The sequence below is a fragment of the Methylocystis sp. L43 genome (assembly GCF_015709525.1).
In the GTDB taxonomy this organism is placed as follows: domain Bacteria; phylum Pseudomonadota; class Alphaproteobacteria; order Rhizobiales; family Beijerinckiaceae; genus Methylocystis.
Genome location: NZ_JADNRA010000031.1, coordinates 157,402 through 173,837, shown reverse-complemented (window position 1 = coordinate 173,837; position 16,436 = coordinate 157,402). Strand labels below are relative to the sequence as shown.

The 16,436-nt window shown below is 65.2% G+C and carries 17 protein-coding genes; 4 read left to right on the top strand and 13 right to left on the bottom strand.

Translation table 11 applies throughout. The annotated features are described in order from the left end of the window. Window positions 1-383: 383 nt before the first annotated feature. The 7 genes from IYX23_RS12285 to ispH all read right to left on the bottom strand — a co-directional run bounded on the left by IYX23_RS12285 (window position 384) and on the right by ispH (window position 7,307). Entirely contained in the window at window positions 384-1,307 is a 924-nt protein-coding gene (locus IYX23_RS12285) for an ROK family protein (protein ID WP_196393020.1), read from the bottom strand. Further along, window positions 1,304-2,083: a pentapeptide repeat-containing protein gene (locus IYX23_RS12280; RefSeq protein WP_196393067.1), complete on the bottom strand. Its 780-nt coding sequence runs from the start codon at window positions 2,081-2,083 to the stop codon at window positions 1,304-1,306. The genes IYX23_RS12285 and IYX23_RS12280 overlap by 4 nt, the downstream gene beginning before the upstream one ends. A gap of 34 nt (window positions 2,084-2,117) precedes the next feature. Then, window positions 2,118-2,906 carry a hypothetical protein gene (locus IYX23_RS12275; protein WP_196393019.1) on the bottom strand — a complete coding sequence of 263 codons (789 nt, stop codon included), beginning with the start codon at window positions 2,904-2,906 and terminating at the stop codon, window positions 2,118-2,120. A gap of 21 nt (window positions 2,907-2,927) precedes the next feature. Further along, window positions 2,928-4,679: an OmpA family protein gene (locus IYX23_RS12270; protein WP_246716736.1), complete on the bottom strand. Its 1,752-nt coding sequence runs from the start codon at window positions 4,677-4,679 to the stop codon at window positions 2,928-2,930. A 191-nt stretch (window positions 4,680-4,870) separates the two neighbouring features. Continuing rightward, window positions 4,871-5,347 carry a ribonuclease HI gene (rnhA, locus tag IYX23_RS12265; RefSeq protein WP_196393018.1) on the bottom strand — a complete coding sequence of 159 codons (477 nt, stop codon included), beginning with the start codon at window positions 5,345-5,347 and terminating at the stop codon, window positions 4,871-4,873. Then, entirely contained in the window at window positions 5,344-6,309 is a 966-nt protein-coding gene (gene thrB, locus IYX23_RS12260) for a homoserine kinase (protein WP_196393017.1), read from the bottom strand. The genes rnhA and thrB overlap by 4 nt, the downstream gene beginning before the upstream one ends. Before the next feature lie 29 nt (window positions 6,310-6,338). Beyond that, window positions 6,339-7,307, bottom strand: a complete 969-nt coding sequence (ispH, locus tag IYX23_RS12255; protein ID WP_196393016.1) for a 4-hydroxy-3-methylbut-2-enyl diphosphate reductase — start codon at window positions 7,305-7,307, stop codon at window positions 6,339-6,341. A gap of 297 nt (window positions 7,308-7,604) precedes the next feature. Between ispH and IYX23_RS12250 the strand changes: the two genes are divergently transcribed. Both IYX23_RS12250 and IYX23_RS12245 read left to right on the top strand, forming a co-directional pair. Continuing rightward, window positions 7,605-8,474: a DUF937 domain-containing protein gene (locus tag IYX23_RS12250; RefSeq protein ID WP_196393015.1), complete on the top strand. Its 870-nt coding sequence runs from the start codon at window positions 7,605-7,607 to the stop codon at window positions 8,472-8,474. A gap of 185 nt (window positions 8,475-8,659) precedes the next feature. Then, a complete protein-coding gene (locus IYX23_RS12245; protein ID WP_196393014.1) occupies window positions 8,660-10,048 on the top strand; it encodes a glutamate--cysteine ligase in 1,389 nt (462 codons plus the stop codon). A gap of 27 nt (window positions 10,049-10,075) precedes the next feature. On the opposite strand, the gene IYX23_RS12240 is transcribed toward IYX23_RS12245, so the two are convergent. Then, window positions 10,076-10,399, bottom strand: a complete 324-nt coding sequence (locus IYX23_RS12240) for a hypothetical protein (RefSeq protein ID WP_196393013.1) — start codon at window positions 10,397-10,399, stop codon at window positions 10,076-10,078. Window positions 10,400-10,657: 258 nt separating this feature from the next. Beyond that, window positions 10,658-11,413 carry a 16S rRNA (uracil(1498)-N(3))-methyltransferase gene (locus IYX23_RS12235; RefSeq protein ID WP_348643655.1) on the bottom strand — a complete coding sequence of 252 codons (756 nt, stop codon included), beginning with the start codon at window positions 11,411-11,413 and terminating at the stop codon, window positions 10,658-10,660. A 122-nt stretch (window positions 11,414-11,535) separates the two neighbouring features. Between IYX23_RS12235 and IYX23_RS12230 the strand changes: the two genes are divergently transcribed. Together IYX23_RS12230 and ubiA are read left to right on the top strand one after the other, a co-directional pair. Next, window positions 11,536-11,997, top strand: a complete 462-nt coding sequence (locus tag IYX23_RS12230; protein WP_246716735.1) for a hypothetical protein — start codon at window positions 11,536-11,538, stop codon at window positions 11,995-11,997. Then, a complete protein-coding gene (gene ubiA, locus IYX23_RS12225) occupies window positions 11,994-12,950 on the top strand; it encodes a 4-hydroxybenzoate octaprenyltransferase (protein WP_196393011.1) in 957 nt (318 codons plus the stop codon). The genes IYX23_RS12230 and ubiA overlap by 4 nt, the downstream gene beginning before the upstream one ends. Before the next feature lie 38 nt (window positions 12,951-12,988). Here the strand turns inward: ubiA and IYX23_RS12220 are convergent, their stop codons facing one another. Genes IYX23_RS12220 through IYX23_RS12205 form a run of 4 tightly spaced genes read right to left on the bottom strand, consistent with a single transcriptional unit; the run spans window position 12,989 to window position 16,341 of the window. Next, window positions 12,989-13,192, bottom strand: coding sequence for a hypothetical protein (locus IYX23_RS12220; protein WP_018408807.1), 204 nt, complete (start codon window positions 13,190-13,192; stop codon window positions 12,989-12,991). A 49-nt stretch (window positions 13,193-13,241) separates the two neighbouring features. Next, window positions 13,242-14,429, bottom strand: coding sequence for an ABC transporter permease (locus IYX23_RS12215; protein ID WP_348643654.1), 1,188 nt, complete (start codon window positions 14,427-14,429; stop codon window positions 13,242-13,244). Continuing rightward, window positions 14,426-15,355, bottom strand: a complete 930-nt coding sequence (locus IYX23_RS12210; RefSeq protein ID WP_196393010.1) for an ABC transporter ATP-binding protein — start codon at window positions 15,353-15,355, stop codon at window positions 14,426-14,428. Before IYX23_RS12210 ends, IYX23_RS12215 begins: the two co-directional genes overlap by 4 nt. Next, window positions 15,352-16,341 (bottom strand): HlyD family efflux transporter periplasmic adaptor subunit, encoded by a 990-nt coding sequence (locus tag IYX23_RS12205; protein WP_196393009.1) that lies wholly within the window; start codon window positions 16,339-16,341, stop codon window positions 15,352-15,354. The genes IYX23_RS12210 and IYX23_RS12205 overlap by 4 nt, the downstream gene beginning before the upstream one ends. Window positions 16,342-16,436: the final 95 nt, after the last annotated feature.

Genomic DNA, 16,436 nt, shown 5'->3' with positions numbered 1-16,436 from the left:
GCATACACCGGCGCGAGGCCGGAGGGAACGGCGCCGGCGCCGAGGGCGATCGGGTGAAGGGTTTCCTCATCCTGAGGAGCGTGCGTAGCACGCGTCTCGAAGGACGAGGAAACCCGTGTTCGCGTATTTTTCCTCACCCTCGTCCTTCGAGACGGCGCCTTCGATCTCGGGCCTGCCCGAGATCGCCGTTAAATTCGCAAGTCGGGGTAAACGCGACTTGCGGGCGGCCAAGCTGAGGAACGGGCTCGATCGCCCGAGGATGAGCCGGCGTCCCGTCCGCCACCGCAGCGGCGATGTTAGCCGATCCGCCACGGTTTAAGTTACAAGGATGAGGACGAGGAAAACAATCCATCACCCGATTCCTCTGGCCGCGCCCGGCCCGCTCAACCTGTCTCCCCTTCGCCCCATAGCCAGGCGGCGCCGCGCACGCCGCCCGAGTCGCCATGCGCATTCGGCAGGATTTTCGTATCGAAAGCGTCGGTGACGGCGTTCTTCCCCACGCGCGCCGCGAGTCCCTCATAGATCCGCGAGATGTTGGAAAGCCCGCCGCCGAGCACGATGACATCAGGATCGATGAGATCGACGACCACCGCCAGCGCCCGCGACAGACGGTCCTGATAGCAGTCGAGGCTTGCGCGCGCGGCGGGCTCCCCGGCATCCGCCAGCGCGGCGATATCACTCGCAAGGCGCCGCGCGCCGGAGCGCTTCTCATAGTCGCGCGACAGGCCGGCGCCGCAAAGAAACGTCTCGACGCAGCCGCTGTGCCCGCAAAAGCAGGGGCTCCCGGGATATTCCTGCGGAGTCATCCACGGCAGCGGCGTATGGCCCCATTCGCCGGCGACGCGATTGCGCCCCTCGAGGATCTTTCCGTTGACGATGACGCCGCCGCCGACGCCGGTGCCAAGAATGACGCCGAACACTACGCCGGCGCCGCGGCCGGCGCCGTCGATCGCCTCCGACAGCGCGAAGCAATTGGCGTCATTGGCGACCCGCACCAGCCGTCCGAGCGCCCGCGCGAGATCGACGTCGAGCGGCTTGCCGTTGACGACGGCCGTGTTGGAGTTTTTCACGAGGCCGGTGTGCGTCGAGATCGCGCCAGGCGCGCCGACGCCCACGACCCCGCGCCGCCCGATATGGGATTCGATCTCGCGCACGAGAGTCGCGACGGCGTCGACGATCCCCGCATAATCATCCGCGGGCGTCGCGACGCGGCGACGCGCCAGCGTCTCGCCCGCGGCGTCGAGCGCGATCGCCTCGATTTTGGTGCCGCCGAGATCGACGCCGATGCGGATGGCGTCGCGCGTCATTTCACGCGGGCGCGATCGAGGTTTTGCGCGCCTGCGAGCGCGGCCCCGGCGGCGGCGTCGATCTGCGCCGAATCGAGATCGAGACCGTCAGTCTTGGCGCCGGTCCAGTTTGCGCCGGTCAAATCCGCGCCCGCGGCGTCGGCGCCCTTCAAATTCGCCTCGGAAAAATCCGCGCCCGCGGCGTGCGCGAAGCGCAGATCGGCGCTCGCGAGATTGGCCTTGTGAAAACGCGCGCCTTCGAGCACGGCCGAGCGCAGCACCGCGCGCATCAATCCCATCGACTGGTTCTTCATATCGGCGGAGAGATCCGCTTCGCTGAAATTGGCGCCGCGCGCCGATGCGCCGGTCAGATCGCCGGCAAGACGCGCATGCGCGAAGTCTGCGCCGTCGGCCTTTATACGCTGCATTTGCGAAGCGAAGGCGTGCGCCCCCTTCAGCGATGCGCCGGTGAGGTTGGCTTCGATCAGCCAGGCCTGATCGAGGATCGCATCGTCGAGCCGCGCGCCGGCGAGCGACGTCTTGTTCATGCGGGCGGCGTGAAAGTCGACGCCGTGCAGATCGAGTCCGGAAAGATCCAGCCCGTTGAGGCTTTTTTCCGAAAGATCGATCTTATGTCCGCTCTCGCGATGCTGCAGCGCCGCTTCGACGTCGGCGCGCGTCAATTCAGCCTTGGAATAAGCCGGCTGCGCAAGATCGACGCCTTGCAGCATGTCCTGCGCGCGGAGGTCTTGAGCGGACAATGACGCGACGCAGATAAGGACGAAGCTCAGACCCATACGCATACGCACGAACTCGTCCTTCTGCCGGCGCTTATGCCGCGTCGGCGTTGCGATCAGCCGAAGCGCCGCCGCTCAGAGCTTGCGCCTGCTCGACCCATCCATTGCGCTTCACCCGCCCCGCCGCGCCGATCGACGCCTCGATCCATTTGACGTTGTCGTCGCTCCAGCCGGCGATCTGATCATAATGGAAAACCCCGAGCGCGTGCAGTTTCTCGACGCTCTTGGGTCCGACGCCCTTGATCTTGGCCAGATCGTCCGCTGTCTCGTTGCGCGGCGCGGACAACGCGGCAGGCGGAGCGCCCGGCGTCATTTTGCCGCTCGGCGCGCGCATTTGCGCGGCTTTTTCATTCAGCGCCTTGGCGGCAAAAGCCGCCGCCTCTAGCGCCGGCTCAACGCTCGTCGCCGTCTCTGGCTGCGCAGTCGCGACGATCTCATCTTGCTCATCTTGCGGTAGGGGCGACGGCGCGACGGTCGATTCGCAAACGTCGCGCGTCGCGCCGCGCAATACGACGATCGGCCGTTTGGCGACATAAGCAGGCGCGGACTGTGTCGTCTTGAGCGCGCCGCCGACCGGCAGGCCGATGAGATAAGCGAGCGCCGCGATCAGCAACACGTCCATCGTCAGCGCCGCGCGCCCGTCAAGGAGCCCCAGCCAGGAGGCGGCTGCGCCCGCGCCGAGCGTCACGGCGATCGCGATGATATTCCAGCCGGGCGCCGCAGGGGCGTCCTTCGCCGGCGAGGTCGTCACATAGCCGGCAAGCGCGCCAAGCCCGCAGGCGGCGGCGAACCAAGGCCAGCCAAGCGTCAGCAAGTAGGACATCTGCCGTCTCCTTCTCTGGCGCTACTTGACGACGATTTCGACGCGGCGATTGCGCGCGCGATTTTCGTCGCTGTCATTGGAAGCGATTGGGCGCTCGCCGCCATAGCCGACGGCGCTTATTCTGAACGGGTCGACTCCGGCCTTCGCCAGGCGTTCGACGACCGCCTGCGCGCGACGCTTGCTGCGCCCCAGATTCACTTCGGCGATGCCGATGTTGTCGGTGTGCGCCGCGATTTCGAGAGTGGCGCCCTGGCAGCGCAGCGCCGTCGCGGCGATCGCATCGATGAGAGGCGCGGATTCAGCGGCGATCGCTGAATCGTCGGACGCAAAGACGATTGGCGATTTGGTGAGAAGCTCGGAGAGCGCCGCGCCACATTGGCTCGCAACAAGCGGCGCGCCGACGATGCGGGTCGACAGCTGCGCTTCGCCGCGGAAACTCTGCGGCAGCGCGTCGGCGAAGCTCGCCGCAATCTCGGCGCGCGCGCTCTGATGACGCGCGACGCCCGCGAGCGAGATATTCGAGTCGCTGATCGCAAGCTTGCCTTCGTCGAGTCGCGCGAGCGCGGCAAGGGCATGATCCGTCGCTTCCGCGAAGTTCTGCGGCGCCCCTTTCGCGATAACGAGCCGATCAACGACCTTCGCGTCGAAGAAATTCCTGCGCGCTGTTTCGACGAGGCGATTACGGACAGCCTCATCTGGCGCATAGCCGGTGAGCGTGATGTCTCCGCCGGCGCGCTGGGCGCTGAAAACATACGGCGTCATCGGACCCGCCATGACGTCGAGCCGCGCGATCTCAAATCCTGAAGGCAACCGCGCTTTCGCGTCGGCCCGGATCGTCTCGCCCAATATGTTCTGGCGCCCCTGCCCTTCGATGATGATCTTGCCATCGGATACGGCGACTTTGCCTTGCGACAGCTTGCCGAGTTCGCCGACCGCGAACGCAAGCGCGCCGGCGAAGTCTCCGGCCGGCGCGCCGGCGCCGAGCTGAATCGCATCGCTGACCGCGGCGCCGGCGCCGGCCGCGGCCGCCATCGCGACGACCTGTTTGCGTAGATCGTCGCTGGGCAGGTGGCCGGAGAGACTGATGACGCCATCACGCGCCGCCGCTGAAAACACATAGGGAGAAACACGCGGCGGGGATACTTCCACCTTTACCGCGCTCGCGCCGAACGGCGACGCCTTGAGCGCGGCGAGCGCATTGTCGTAATCGGCCGCGCTGCGCGCTTCGCCGGAAACAGCCAGAGTCGCGTCGGTCATCGTCGTCGTCGCGGGATCGAGTTCGGCGAGGCGGCGCACGGCGAAAGACGCGAGATCGGGGAAGGATTGCGGCGCGCCGTCGGCATAGGCGGCGGAGTCCGACACTTCCAGGCCTAGGGCGGCGATCTCGGCGCGCAGCCTTTCGCGCGCGCCCGTCGGCGGGACGGCGCCCGAGATTATGGCCTTGCCGCCGCGGCGTTCGAGTCTCAGCACGAAGGGCGTCGCGCGCGAGAGAGGCTGCGTCGCATCGATGATGCGCCGCGCCGGCGTTTCAACGCCCAGCGCCGTCAAAAGCTGAGCTTTCACGTCAGGCGACAGCGAAATGCCGGCGAGGACGGCGTCGCGGCCCGCGACGCGGACCTCCGGCCTGTCGATCGCGTCAGGCGACTGCGCGACTCGCGACAAGATCGCAGCGCGCAGATCGTCCTCTAGACGAGGCGTCACCGCGCCCTGCGCAAAATAGGCCAGTCCAAAAAGGACCGGCAGTCCAATCCACCATTTTTTGGGAAGGTGCATCGACGTCTTGCCCCCCATCGAAGAGAGAATCAGCAAAGACGCGCTTAACTAACCGCACATGGTCGTTTTGCGCGGCGACGTGTCAATATGATGGCAAACAAAAATGGGGAACGCGGCCGCGCCGCGCTCCCCGAAGGCGAAGAAGAGTCCTGGTCGACTTTGAGATAGGGTTCGCGGTGGGATCGGCAAGACTATTTCGATGAAGCGCGTGCGCTTGCAGGCGGCCGGCCGGGGAGGAACGGCGCCATGCCGGCGCGCGCCAATTCGTCGGCGCGCTCGTTCATGTCATGGCCCGAATGGCCTTTGACCCAGTGCCAGTCGACGTCGTGCCGCTCCGCCGCCGCTTCCAGCCTTTGCCACAGATCGACGTTCTTGACCGGTTTTCGGTCGGCGGTGCGCCAGCCGCGCGCTTTCCAGCCGTCGATCCACGAGGTGACCCCGCTGCGCAAATATTGCGAATCGGTATGGAGATCCACCGAGCAAGGGCGAGTCAGAGTCTCAAGCGCCATGATGGCCGCCATCAGCTCCATGCGATTATTGGTGGTGAGCGGCTCGCCGCCGTTGATCTCTTTTTCGCGATCGCCAAAGCGGAGAATCGCGCCCCAACCGCCCGGCCCCGGATTTCCCGAGCAGGCGCCATCCGTCCAAATCTCGACGCCGCGCGTCATGAATTGAGGCCATAGACGCGCGCGTCAGGGGCGGATTGGTGAAACCGAAGCTTGACGAGATATTCGCGCGGGTCCTTGGGACGCACCAGCGCGCCCGGCGGCACGTTGAGCCAGTCGACGTAGCGCGTAAGCAGGAAACGCAGCGCGGCGCCGCGCGCCAGCGTGGGAAAGGCCGCGATCTCGGCGGTTGAAAGCGGCCGGAGCCGCCGGTAGGCCTCGAGCAGCGCAGCGCCCTTGTCCGGTTGATAGCGAAGCTCGGCGTCAAAGCACCAGGCGTTCAGGCAGATCGCCAGATCATAGGCGTAGGCGTCGGTGCAGGCGAAATAGAAGTCAATCAGCCCCGAGATTCGCTCGCCGAGAAAAAAAACATTGTCGGGGAAGAGATCGGCGTGAATGACTCCGCTCGGCAGGTCCCGCGGCCAGTTTCGCTCCAGATGATTGAGCTCCGCGTCGACGAGCGCGCGCAATCCGGTCGCGACCTCTTCCGCTCGCGATGCGCACGTCGAAAATAGCGGCCGCCATCCTTCGACAGAAAGCGCGTTGCGGCGCCGCTGCGCGAAATCGGCGCCGGCGAGGTGCAGTTGCGCGAGAGTCGCGCCGAGCGCGGCGCAATGCGCGGTCTCCGGATGGTGGATCGAATAGCCGTCCAGAAAAGTGACGATGACGGCGGGTCGGCCGGCGAGGCGCCCCAGCGCGAGCCCGGCGCGGTTCTTCACCGGCAGCGGGCAGGTCACGCCCCGCGCCGCGAGATGCTCCATGAGGTTCAGGAAGAATGGCAAATCGGCTTCGGCGACGCGCTTCTCGTAAAGCGTGAGGATGAAACTGCCGGCGCCGGTATGGAGATAATAGTTGGAATTTTCGACGCCCTCGGCGATGCCTTTGCAGGAGAGCAGCGGCCCGAGATCATATGTCGCGAGAAAAGCGATCAGCTCCTCGTCGTCAACCTGCGTGTAGACGGCCATGTGCGCCGACCGTTCACTGCGGGCCGCCCTCAGGCGATCGCCCGCAGCTCCTTGGGCAGAGGAAAGGACACGTTCTCATCGGCGCTGGAGATGGTCTCGACGACAATGTCGTAGCGTTCGGCGAAGGCGTCCATGATTTCCTCAACCAAAACCTCGGGCGCGGACGCCCCGGCCGTGATGCCGAGCGACGATATGCTGCCAAAAATCTCCCAGTCGATCTCGCCCCGGCCCTGCACGAGCTGCGCGGGCGCGCCGGCGCGCTCGGCCACCTCGCGCAGCCGCTGCGAGTTCGACGAGTTGGGCGAGCCAACCACGATCACGGCCTCGACATGCGGGGCGACCTCCTTCACCGCAGCCTGGCGGTTCGTCGTCGCATAGCAGATGTCTTCCTTGTGCGGGCCAATGATCTTTGGAAAGCGCCGCATCAGCGCGCTGACGATCTCCTGGGAGTCGTCGAGCGACAGCGTCGTTTGCGTCACATAAGCCAGATTCGTTTCGTCATCGAGTTTGAGCCGCCCAATGTCTTCCACGGATTCGACCAGCACCACCGCTCCGTCCGGCAGCTGTCCCATCGTGCCCACGACCTCAGGATGGCCGGAATGTCCGACGAGCAACACCCGGCGGCCGCGCCGCCAGTGAATTTCGGCCTCTCGATGCACTTTGGTGACGAGTGGACAGGTCGCGTCGATGGCGAGGAGTCCGCGTCCCGCCGCCGCGGCCGAAACTGCTTTGGCGACCCCATGCGCCGAGAAGATCACCGGCGCGTTCGTGTTCGGAATTTCGTCGAGCTCCTCGACGAAAACCGCGCCCTTCGCCTTCAGCGATTCGACGACGTAGCGATTGTGAACGATCTCATGGCGCACATAAACGGGCGGCCCAAACTTGGCCAGCGCCCGCTCGACGGCGTCGATTGCGCGCACGACGCCGGCGCAAAATCCACGCGGCGAGCAAAGCAGTATCTTGAGCGGCGGCTTGGTTGGCCGGGGGTGAACGTTCATCTTCGCGCCTTTTGGCAGAGGCGGCGCGGAAGCGGCGAGCCGCTCAAGCGCCAAACGCGGCCATCCGGATCACCCGGCTGAATGCCGGCAAGCAATGTCGCGCATGCGCGACGGTGTCAAGGCGCCGGCGCAGCGCGCATCCGCTGCGGGAACCCATCGGCGAACGCGGACAATGCGTTGCTAATTTCGGTGCGCCGCAACAAGTTTCCAGCTCCGCAGTCGATTGGCGAGACCGCCGGACTGTGACACCATGACGGCGGGCTCGGCGTCCGGGCTCGCGTGAACGGAGCTGCGCGCATGTCCTATCTCGACGAGATTTTGCAGTCCGCGCAAGGCGGCCAGTTGGTCTCCAATCTGGCTCAGCGCTTCGGCCTCTCCGACGAACAGATGGACCGCGCCATCAAAGCCCTGGCTCCCGCGCTCGAAGTGGGCCTGAGCAACGCCGCGGAACAGCCGGCGCTGTTCGAAAAGGTTTTGGGCGATATCGCGTCCCCGCTGCGCGCGGGCGCCTTCGACGACCCTGGCGCCGCGCAGGACGCGGACTCTCTCGCCCAGTCGCGACAGCTGCTCGCCGATCTCTTCGGCTCGCCGGCGGCCGCTGGGCAGGTCGTGCAGGTCGCGGCCCGCGAGTCGGGGCTGCGTCCGGACATTCTCTCGCAATTGCTGCCGGTGCTCGTTTCCGTGCTCATCGGCGGGTTATTCAAAAATGTGAGCAACCGGGGCCTCGGCGGCGTGCTCGGCCAGCTGGTCAGCTCAGGCGCGCTCGGCTCCATTTTGGAGCAGATGCTCGGCGGCGCGCGCACGCCGCAGCCCGAACCCGCGCCGATGCCGACGCCTCGAGGCGGCGCAACAGGCGGCGGCGGACTGCTTGGCGGACTTCTGGGGTCGATCCTGGGCTCCCTGCTCGGCGGCCGCCGCACCGCGCCGGATTCTTATGGCGGACCCACAAGCGACGCCGGCGGCCTGGGTCGCGGCGGCCCGCTTGACCTCGACCGGGGCGCCGGGCGCTCTCAAGGCATGCCCGAGGACATGGACCAGGCGTCGATTCAGCAGGCGATCGAAGAGATCCAGAAGACGCTGCAGATCGGACGCAGCAGCGGCGGCGAAAACGCCGGCGCCCGCTCGGACTTCGAAAGCATTCTCGGCCAGATGTTCGGCAAGCGCTGAGAGGCTGGCCGGCCAAGCTCGGAACACCCGCCCAAGTTCGAGACCTTGACGCCCATCGCGGCGGGGACGGCCGGAGGCTTGCGCAACGCCCGCTTTCCTGCAATCCATCGGCGCGATTCCTTCACCCGCGAGTCGCGTCCGCGCCGCAGTCGCGCATCTCCTCTAACACGGAAAACTCCCCGTAGATGGCCCGCGACGTATCCGATACGACGCCAATCACGTCGCGCAACATGCTGGTGGAATGGCTCGAATCCGGCTCCAAGACCGGCGTCGCCCCGCTGCTTATCGGCACGGAGCACGAGAAGTTCCCCTTCTATGCGGCCGACGATTCGCCGGTCCCCTATGAGGGCGCCGGCGGCCGGGGCGGCGTGCGCGCGCTGCTTGAGGGCTTGCGCGACACGCTCGGCTGGGCGCCCATCCTCGACCGGGACGCGCTGATCGGTCTCTATCAGTCCGACGGCGGCGGCGCGATTTCGCTCGAGCCGGGCGGACAATTCGAACTTTCCGGGGCGCCGCTGGCCGACGTTCACGCCACGCATGACGAGCTTGACGCGCATTTCGCCGCCCTTGCGCCCGTGGCCCGCGCGCTTGGCGTGCGCTTCCTCGATCTGGGCGCAAGCCCCAAATGGTCGCGCGCGGAGACGCCGACCATGCCCAAGCAGCGCTACGCCATCATGCAAGCCTACATGCCGAAAGTCGGCGCGCTCGGGCTCGACATGATGTTTCGCACGGCGACCGTGCAGGTCAACATCGACTTCGTCGACGAAGCCGACATGGTGCAAAAAACGCGTGTCGGCCTCGCTTTACAGCCGCTCATCACCGCGATGTTCGCCAACTCGCCATTTCTCGACGGCAAGCCCACCGGCCGGCTGTCGCAACGCTCCTATATTTGGCTCGACACCGATCCGAACAGAACCGGCATGCTGCCCTTCGCCTTCGAGAAGGGATTCGGCTTCGAACGCTATGTCGACTATGCGCTTGACGTGCCGATGTATTTCGTCAAACGCGGCGACGTCTATCACGACGTGGCGGGAGCCAGCTTTCGGGACTTATTGGGGGGCCGGCTTCAGCAGCTGCCCGGCGAGCGCGCCACAATGTCCGACTGGGCCAATCACCTCTCGACGATCTTTCCGGAGGTGAGATTAAAGACCTATCTCGAAATGCGCGGCGCGGACGCAGGCCCGCGCGCCCATTTCACCGCCCTTCCCGCGCTTTGCGCCGGCCTGTTCTATGACGCCGCCGCGCTCGATCAGGCGCGCGAACTGACGAAGGGGTGGAGCGCCGCCGCGCGTCAGGCGCTGCGCGCGGATGTGCCCGGTCTGGCGCTCGATGCGAGAATCGAGGGCCGCAGCCTGCGCGATGTTGGGCGCGACGTTCTCGCGCTGGCGAAAGGCGGCTTGCGCCAACGCGCCCGCCTCGACGCCAAAGGGCGCGACGAGAGCGTTTTTCTCGCGCCCCTGGAAGCGATTATCGAAGACGGACGCACCTTGGCCCAGCGGCGCTTGGACGCCTATTACGGCGGGTGGGGACAGTCGATCGACGCCGCCTTCACCGATTGCGTGCTGCCGCAATAATATTGGGAGCCGGCGCCGACGCGACGGTTAGCGTGGGAAGAGGTCGTGCAGCCCGAAGGGCGCCATCGGCGGCAGCGAGGAGCGCGCAGCAGCATGCTGCATGCCGTCACGACGCATATCCGTGTAACCCAATGGGGCGACAGGGGTGCGAGGCATAGAGACGCGGACGTGGCCGCCGAGCCGAACACAACCGTTTGACCCCGCGACTGCGACATAATCGGCGCCATAACGCGCGCATTGGCTGACATTATCGGCATGCGCCGGCGAAACGGCGATGGCCGTGAGCGCGATGACGCCGAAAAAGCTTGCCGGCAGAAGACGGTCACTGCGGCTGATGTTGTCTAGGGTCATGAGTTTTGGGCCTCATTTCCGAAAGTTCGCGCGCGTCGCGCGAGATTTCAGGAGCCTTGCGATCCCGACAATGTCTCGATACGCCGTAAATGCGCTGGCGGCGACGAGAACCTCCTCGCCTTAGAGCGGCGCATTCCGGCGCTGCAAACCAACTAGAGCCAAACATCGTGGCAGGATCGTGTCTTGAACGCTCACTAGCGAAACCTGTCGGCCGCCATGTGAGAACTACGCTTTATTTTCTATTTATTTATTTTTGGTTTAGACGGCGTCCGCGGCCCAATCGCCGATTGCCGCCTGGACGATCGCCAGAGCCGCGACGGCGGCGGTGTCCGCGCGCAATACGCGCGGTCCGAGCGAAAGGCGCGCGACGTTTGGCAGGCCGGCGATGGCGGCCCGTTCGGCCTCGTCGAAGCCGCCTTCGGGTCCGATGAGCACGCTGACGCCCTCTCGCGCCGTGCGGCCCTCGAGCGCGTCCAAGGGGTTGGCGAGCGCGGCGCGTTCGTCACAAAAGACCAATAGCCGCCGTGCCGGCCAACGCGCGAGAAAATCAGGCAGTTCGACGGCGGCGGCGACTTCGGGCACGGCCAGCACGCCGCACTGCTCGGCGGCCTCGATGACATTGGACTCGAGCCGCCCCGAATTGAGCCGGCGCACCTGCGTTCGGCGCGTCATCACCGGCAGGAGACGGCCGGCGCCCATCTCAGTGGCCTTCTGCGCCATGTAGTCGAGCCGCGCCTGCTTTAGCGGGGCGAAACAATAATCGAGGTCAGCGCGTTCGGTCTGGGCCCGCAGTCGCTCGCCGACGCGTAATCTTGCGGAGCGTCGCGAGACATTCGCGAGCGTCGCGCGAAATTCGCCGTCGCGCCCATTGAACAGATGGATCGCCGCGCCCTCCCGCATACGCAGGACATTGAGCAGATAGTTCGACGCCTCAGCTGAAGGCGCGAGTTCGACATCCGGCGCGAGATCGTCACGAACGAACAAGCGCTGCGCAGTAAAATCATAAGCTGACACAATGGCTTCCCAAGCGGAGACGCGAGCGCAAGGCGCGCTCGCCATGAAGCCGCCGCTTTGTTGCGTGCAGGTTCGCCAAAACTTGCGTCGCCGGCAAGCCTGCTGGTAATGCTGCGAGCCTGATGAGCGGACCAAAACACATGATCGTCGGCGCTGTCGATATTTCCCGCGCTGTCGCGGGGCTTTCGCTGTTTGCGATGCTGCTCGCCTCGACCGGCGCGCATGCGCAAGCCTGTCAGGAAGATTTCCGGAAACTCACCGAGAAGCGCATGGCGGGAATCGAGGCGCTCAACAATCTGGGAAAGGCTGGCAAGGGCAAGATGGATCCCGAATCCGCCTGCCCCGCGGCGAAACGTCTCGTCGCCGTCGAAACCGAGATGATGAATTACATCACCAAGAATAAGGAATGGTGCAACATTCCTGACAATGTCGCCGATGGCTTCAAGGAAGCGCGCGCCAAGACTCAGGGCTTCGCGTCGCAGGCCTGCGCGGCCGCAGCGAAGATGAAAGAGATGCGCGATCAAGCGGCGGCTGGGGGCGGCGGCATGATGGCGCCGCCAAAGTTGCCTGCCGGACCGCTGTGAGCGTAAGGCCAAGCGGCGATTCGGCGGGAACGACCGCGCTGCCCGACGCCGTCACAGACCATCCTTTGCTGCGCCGCGCGCCGGCCGCGTTCCTGCCCTATGTCCAGCTTGCGCGCCTCGACCGGCCGATCGGCTGGTGGCTGCTGCTGCTTCCCTGCTGGGAATCGAGCGCGCTCGCCTCCGCGTCGCTGCGCCAAGGCCCCAACGTCTGGCATTTGGCGCTCTTCTTTGTCGGCGCCGTCGCCATGCGGGGCGCCGGCTCGACCTATAATGATTACGTTGATCGCGAGATCGACGCCAAGGTCGAGCGCACGCGCCTGCGACCGCTCGCGAGCGGTCGCGCGACGCCCGCGGCGGCGGTGCGCTTCCTCGTCGCCCAATGCCTCGTCGGCCTCGCGGTGCTTTTGTCGTTCAACGGGCTCACGATCGCCCTTGGACTGATCTCTCCGCTGATCGTGCTGATTTATCCCTTCGCGAAGCGCTTCACGTCCTGGCCGCAAGCCATTCTCGGATTGGCCTTCGCCTATGGCGCGCTGCTCGGCTGGACGGCGTGCACGGGCGAATTCGGCGCGCCGGCGCTTTTTCTCTATGCGGCGGCGATCTCATGGACAATCGGCTTCGACACGATTTACGCGCTTCAGGACTTGCGTGACGACGCGATCGTCGGCGTGCGCTCCACGGCGAGATTGTTCGGTCCGCGCGTGCAATTGGCGGTCGGCGCGCTCTACGCCGTGTCCGCCGCATGCGCCGCCTTCGCCGTTTTTCTGGCGGGCGGCGGATGGCTCGCCTATCTCGGGGTCATCGCCTATGCGGCGCATCTCGCATGGCAAACCGCGCAGACCCGACAAGATGTGGCGCCGATCACCGCTCTGCGCCTGTTCCGCTCCAATCGCGACGCGGGTCTGCTGCTGTTCGCAGGCTTTTTTGCGCAGAGCCTCGCCTTTCTTTTCTAATCTAAGGGGCGTAGGGCGACGCGCGATGCGGAACTGCTCTACTTCTCGAGTTCCTTTTTCCTGTCGAGACAGGAGTCGATTTGTTTTTTGTCGAGCTCCCAATAGGAGCCGCCGCAGAGCGCCTCGTAGCGACTGCTGACGAAGAAAGACCAGATGTAATAGCCGGTCAGCACCACCGCGGCGACGGCGGCGATTTTCATGATGATGTTAAATCGCGTTTCCGCGTCTTGGGTTTCCGACATTGTTCGTCTCCGCGCCAATGTTAGGCCGCCGAAAATTGCGTCGTCAACGTCAGTCCAGCGTCTGCCGGAACCGCATCACCGCGACGCTCATCGCAACAAGCGTGAAGGCCGCAAGCGCGCCGGCGTCGACGGCGAGATCGCCGAAGTTAGAGCCCTTCAACATCACCGAGCGCACAATGCGCAGATAATGGGTAAGCGGCAGCGCCTCACCCGTATATTGCGCCCACATCGGCATCCCGTGGAAAGGAAAAAGGAAGCCCGACAGAAGCATGCTCGGCAGAAAAAAGAAGAAGGTCATCTGCATCGCCTGCAGCTGATTTACCGCGACGGTCGAGAAAGTGTAGCCCACCGACAGATTTGCGACGATAAAAAGCAGAGTCAGCACGCTGAGCGTGAAGAGCGAACCGACCACCGGCACCTGAAACAACAAGGAAGCGACGATGAGGATCGTCGACATCTGCACGGCGCCGACGACCACATAAGGCGCGATCTTGCCGAGCATGATCTCGACCGGGCGCACCGGCATGGCGAGCAAGGCCTCCATCGTTCCGCGTTCGATTTCGCGCGTGACCGACATCGCCGTATACATCAGCATCGTCATGGTCAAAATCGTGCCGATCAGTCCGGGCACGATGTTGCGGCGCGTCTCTCCAGCCGGATTGTAGCGCCGATGCACGCGGATCTCGTAAGGCGGCGCGTTCTGCGCAAGCGACGCCAGCGGTCCGGTCAGTTCACGGTCGAGCGCCTGATTCGCGGCGCCGAGCGCGGCGGCGACCGCGCCCGAGGTCGCCGTCGGGTCCGTGGCGTCGGCGATGAGAAGCAGCCCCGGTTTTTCGCCGCGGATGAGCTGGCGAGAGAAATCGGGCGGAATTTGAATGACGAACTGCACCTTGTTCGAGAGGATCAATTTGTCGGCGTCGGCCTCACCGCGCGCGACATATTTGATGTTGAAATAATCGGTGGCGCGCAAGGCGCCGATCAGCGCGCGCGCGATCGGGCTGTCGTCGCCCGTCAGCACGGCCGTCGGCAGATGTTTGGGATCGGTGTTAATCGCATATCCAAAGAGCATCAGCTGAATGATCGGAATGCCGACGATCATCGCAAAGGTCGGCCGGTCGCGCCGAAGCTGAATGAACTCCTTGACGAACATCGCGACGAAACGCTGCCAGGACTGGGCGAGCGCGCCGCGTCGCGCCGGACGGGGAACGACGCGCGGCAGGCCTTCCTGCGTGCTCACTGGTCGGCTCCAGCGCGAGTCATCAAATCAATGAACACGTCTTCGAGCGATGGCTCGTCGCGTCTCCAATGATGAAGCCCTTCGGCGCTATAGCGCTCCGCGACGCGCTCCATCGCGGCTTCATCGCGCCCGCCGACGTGCAGCGCCGAGCCGAAGCGCGCAACCATGTCCACGCCGGGTTGACGTTTCAATTGGCTGCTGAGCGGATCGAGGCCCTCGCCCGTCACCACCCAAGTCGAGAGATTCGCGCTGGCGATGATCTCCGGAATCGTGCCCGAAGCGAGCAGCCGTCCATTGGCGATATAGGCGATCTGGTGACAGCGCTCCGCTTCGTCCATGTAGTGCGTCGAGACGAGCACCGTTAAGCCTTGCGTCGCCAGATGATGGATCTCGTCCCAGAAGTCGCGGCGCGCCTTGGGATCGACGCCCGCGGTCGGCTCGTCGAGGAGGAGCAGCGACGGGCCCGGGAGGATGCATGCGCCAAGCGCCAGTCGCTGCTTCCAGCCGCCGGACAGTTCGCCGGCGAGCTGATCGGCGCGCGCGACGAGCCCCAGGCGCTCCAGCGCCGCTTGAGCCGCGTCCTCCGGCGCTTCGAGGCCGTAGACGCGCGCCACAAATTCCAGATTTTCGCGAATCGTGAGATCGCGATAAAGCGAAAAACCCTGCGTCATGTAGCCGACATAACGCTTGATCTCCTCCTGCTGGCGGCGGATGTCGTAGCCAAGACACCTCCCCTCGCCCGAATCGGGCGTCAGCAGGCCACAGATCATGCGGATCGTCGTCGTCTTGCCGCTGCCGTTCGGGCCGAGAAAGCCCTGGATGTGACCACGCGCCACCTGCAGCGTGAAATTGTCGACGACCTTCTTGGCGCCGAAGAATTTGGTCAGCCCGCGCACGTCGATCGCGATGTCGCTGTCGACGCTCATTGCGCCGTTCCCGTCGGCTCGGGCGCCGGCCTGACCGCGACCGGCATGCCAAGGGGCAAGGCGCGCGCCGCGCCTTCCAGGCGCGCTTCGGCCTTAAAAACGAGTTTCGCGCGCTCCTTGTCGCTGAAGATCACGGGGGGCGTATATTCCTGCCGGCTGGCGATATAGCTGACGCGCCCAAAGAGATCATCGGCGCAGCCGTCGCAAGTGACGCGCATGCGTTCGCCCAGCGAGATCTTCGGCAGCTCTGGCTCGGAAACAAAGAAGCGCACTTTGCGATTCTCGGGCGGCAATAGCGCGACGACCGGCTGTCCAGCGTTAACGATCTCGCCGGGGCGGAAAAAAACGTCTTGCACGACGCCGTCGGCTGGCGCGACCACGCTCTGGCGCGTGATGCGGATGTTCAGCGCGTCGAGTTGCGCGCGCGCCTGCTTTAAGCTTGCTTCCGCGGCTTCGATCTCCTGCGAACGGCTCGCCATGCGCCCCGCCTCGACTTGCCGGCGCGCTTCCTTCACGCTCGCCTGGTCGCGCGCGCGGGCCATCGACGCGCGATCGAGCGCCGCCTTTGCGACATGGCCTTCGGCGTAGAGCTTTCGCTGCCGCTCATAATCAGCGCGGGACAATTGGAGAGCGGCTTCGGCGCGCTCCAGCGCGGCTTGCAAAACCGCGATCTGCTCGGGCCGATTCATCGCCGCCCGCAGATTTTCGACTTGCGCCTCGAGTTGGGCAAGGCGCGCCGAGGACTCGTCGCGCACGCGATCGAGAAGCGTCGTCGACATCGTGAACAGCGGATCGCCCTTTTTTACCTGGGCGCCAGCCGAAACCGCAAGGCTCGAGACCCTCTCGGTCTCGTGAGGGCCGATGTAGAGCATCTCTCCTTCGACATAGCCCAGAAAGATGTCGGCGGGAATCGCCGGACGATAGGCGACGCGCCAAACGACGATGGCCAGGAGCGCCAGCGCGATGAAGACCGCGAGCCGCTTCATGCGGCGTAGGCGTAGAGCGGATCGAGCATGGCCTTATTATGCACCTCATCCCGCCGCGCGGCGAACCTCGCCGCGAGGGCGCCTCCAACAAAGCT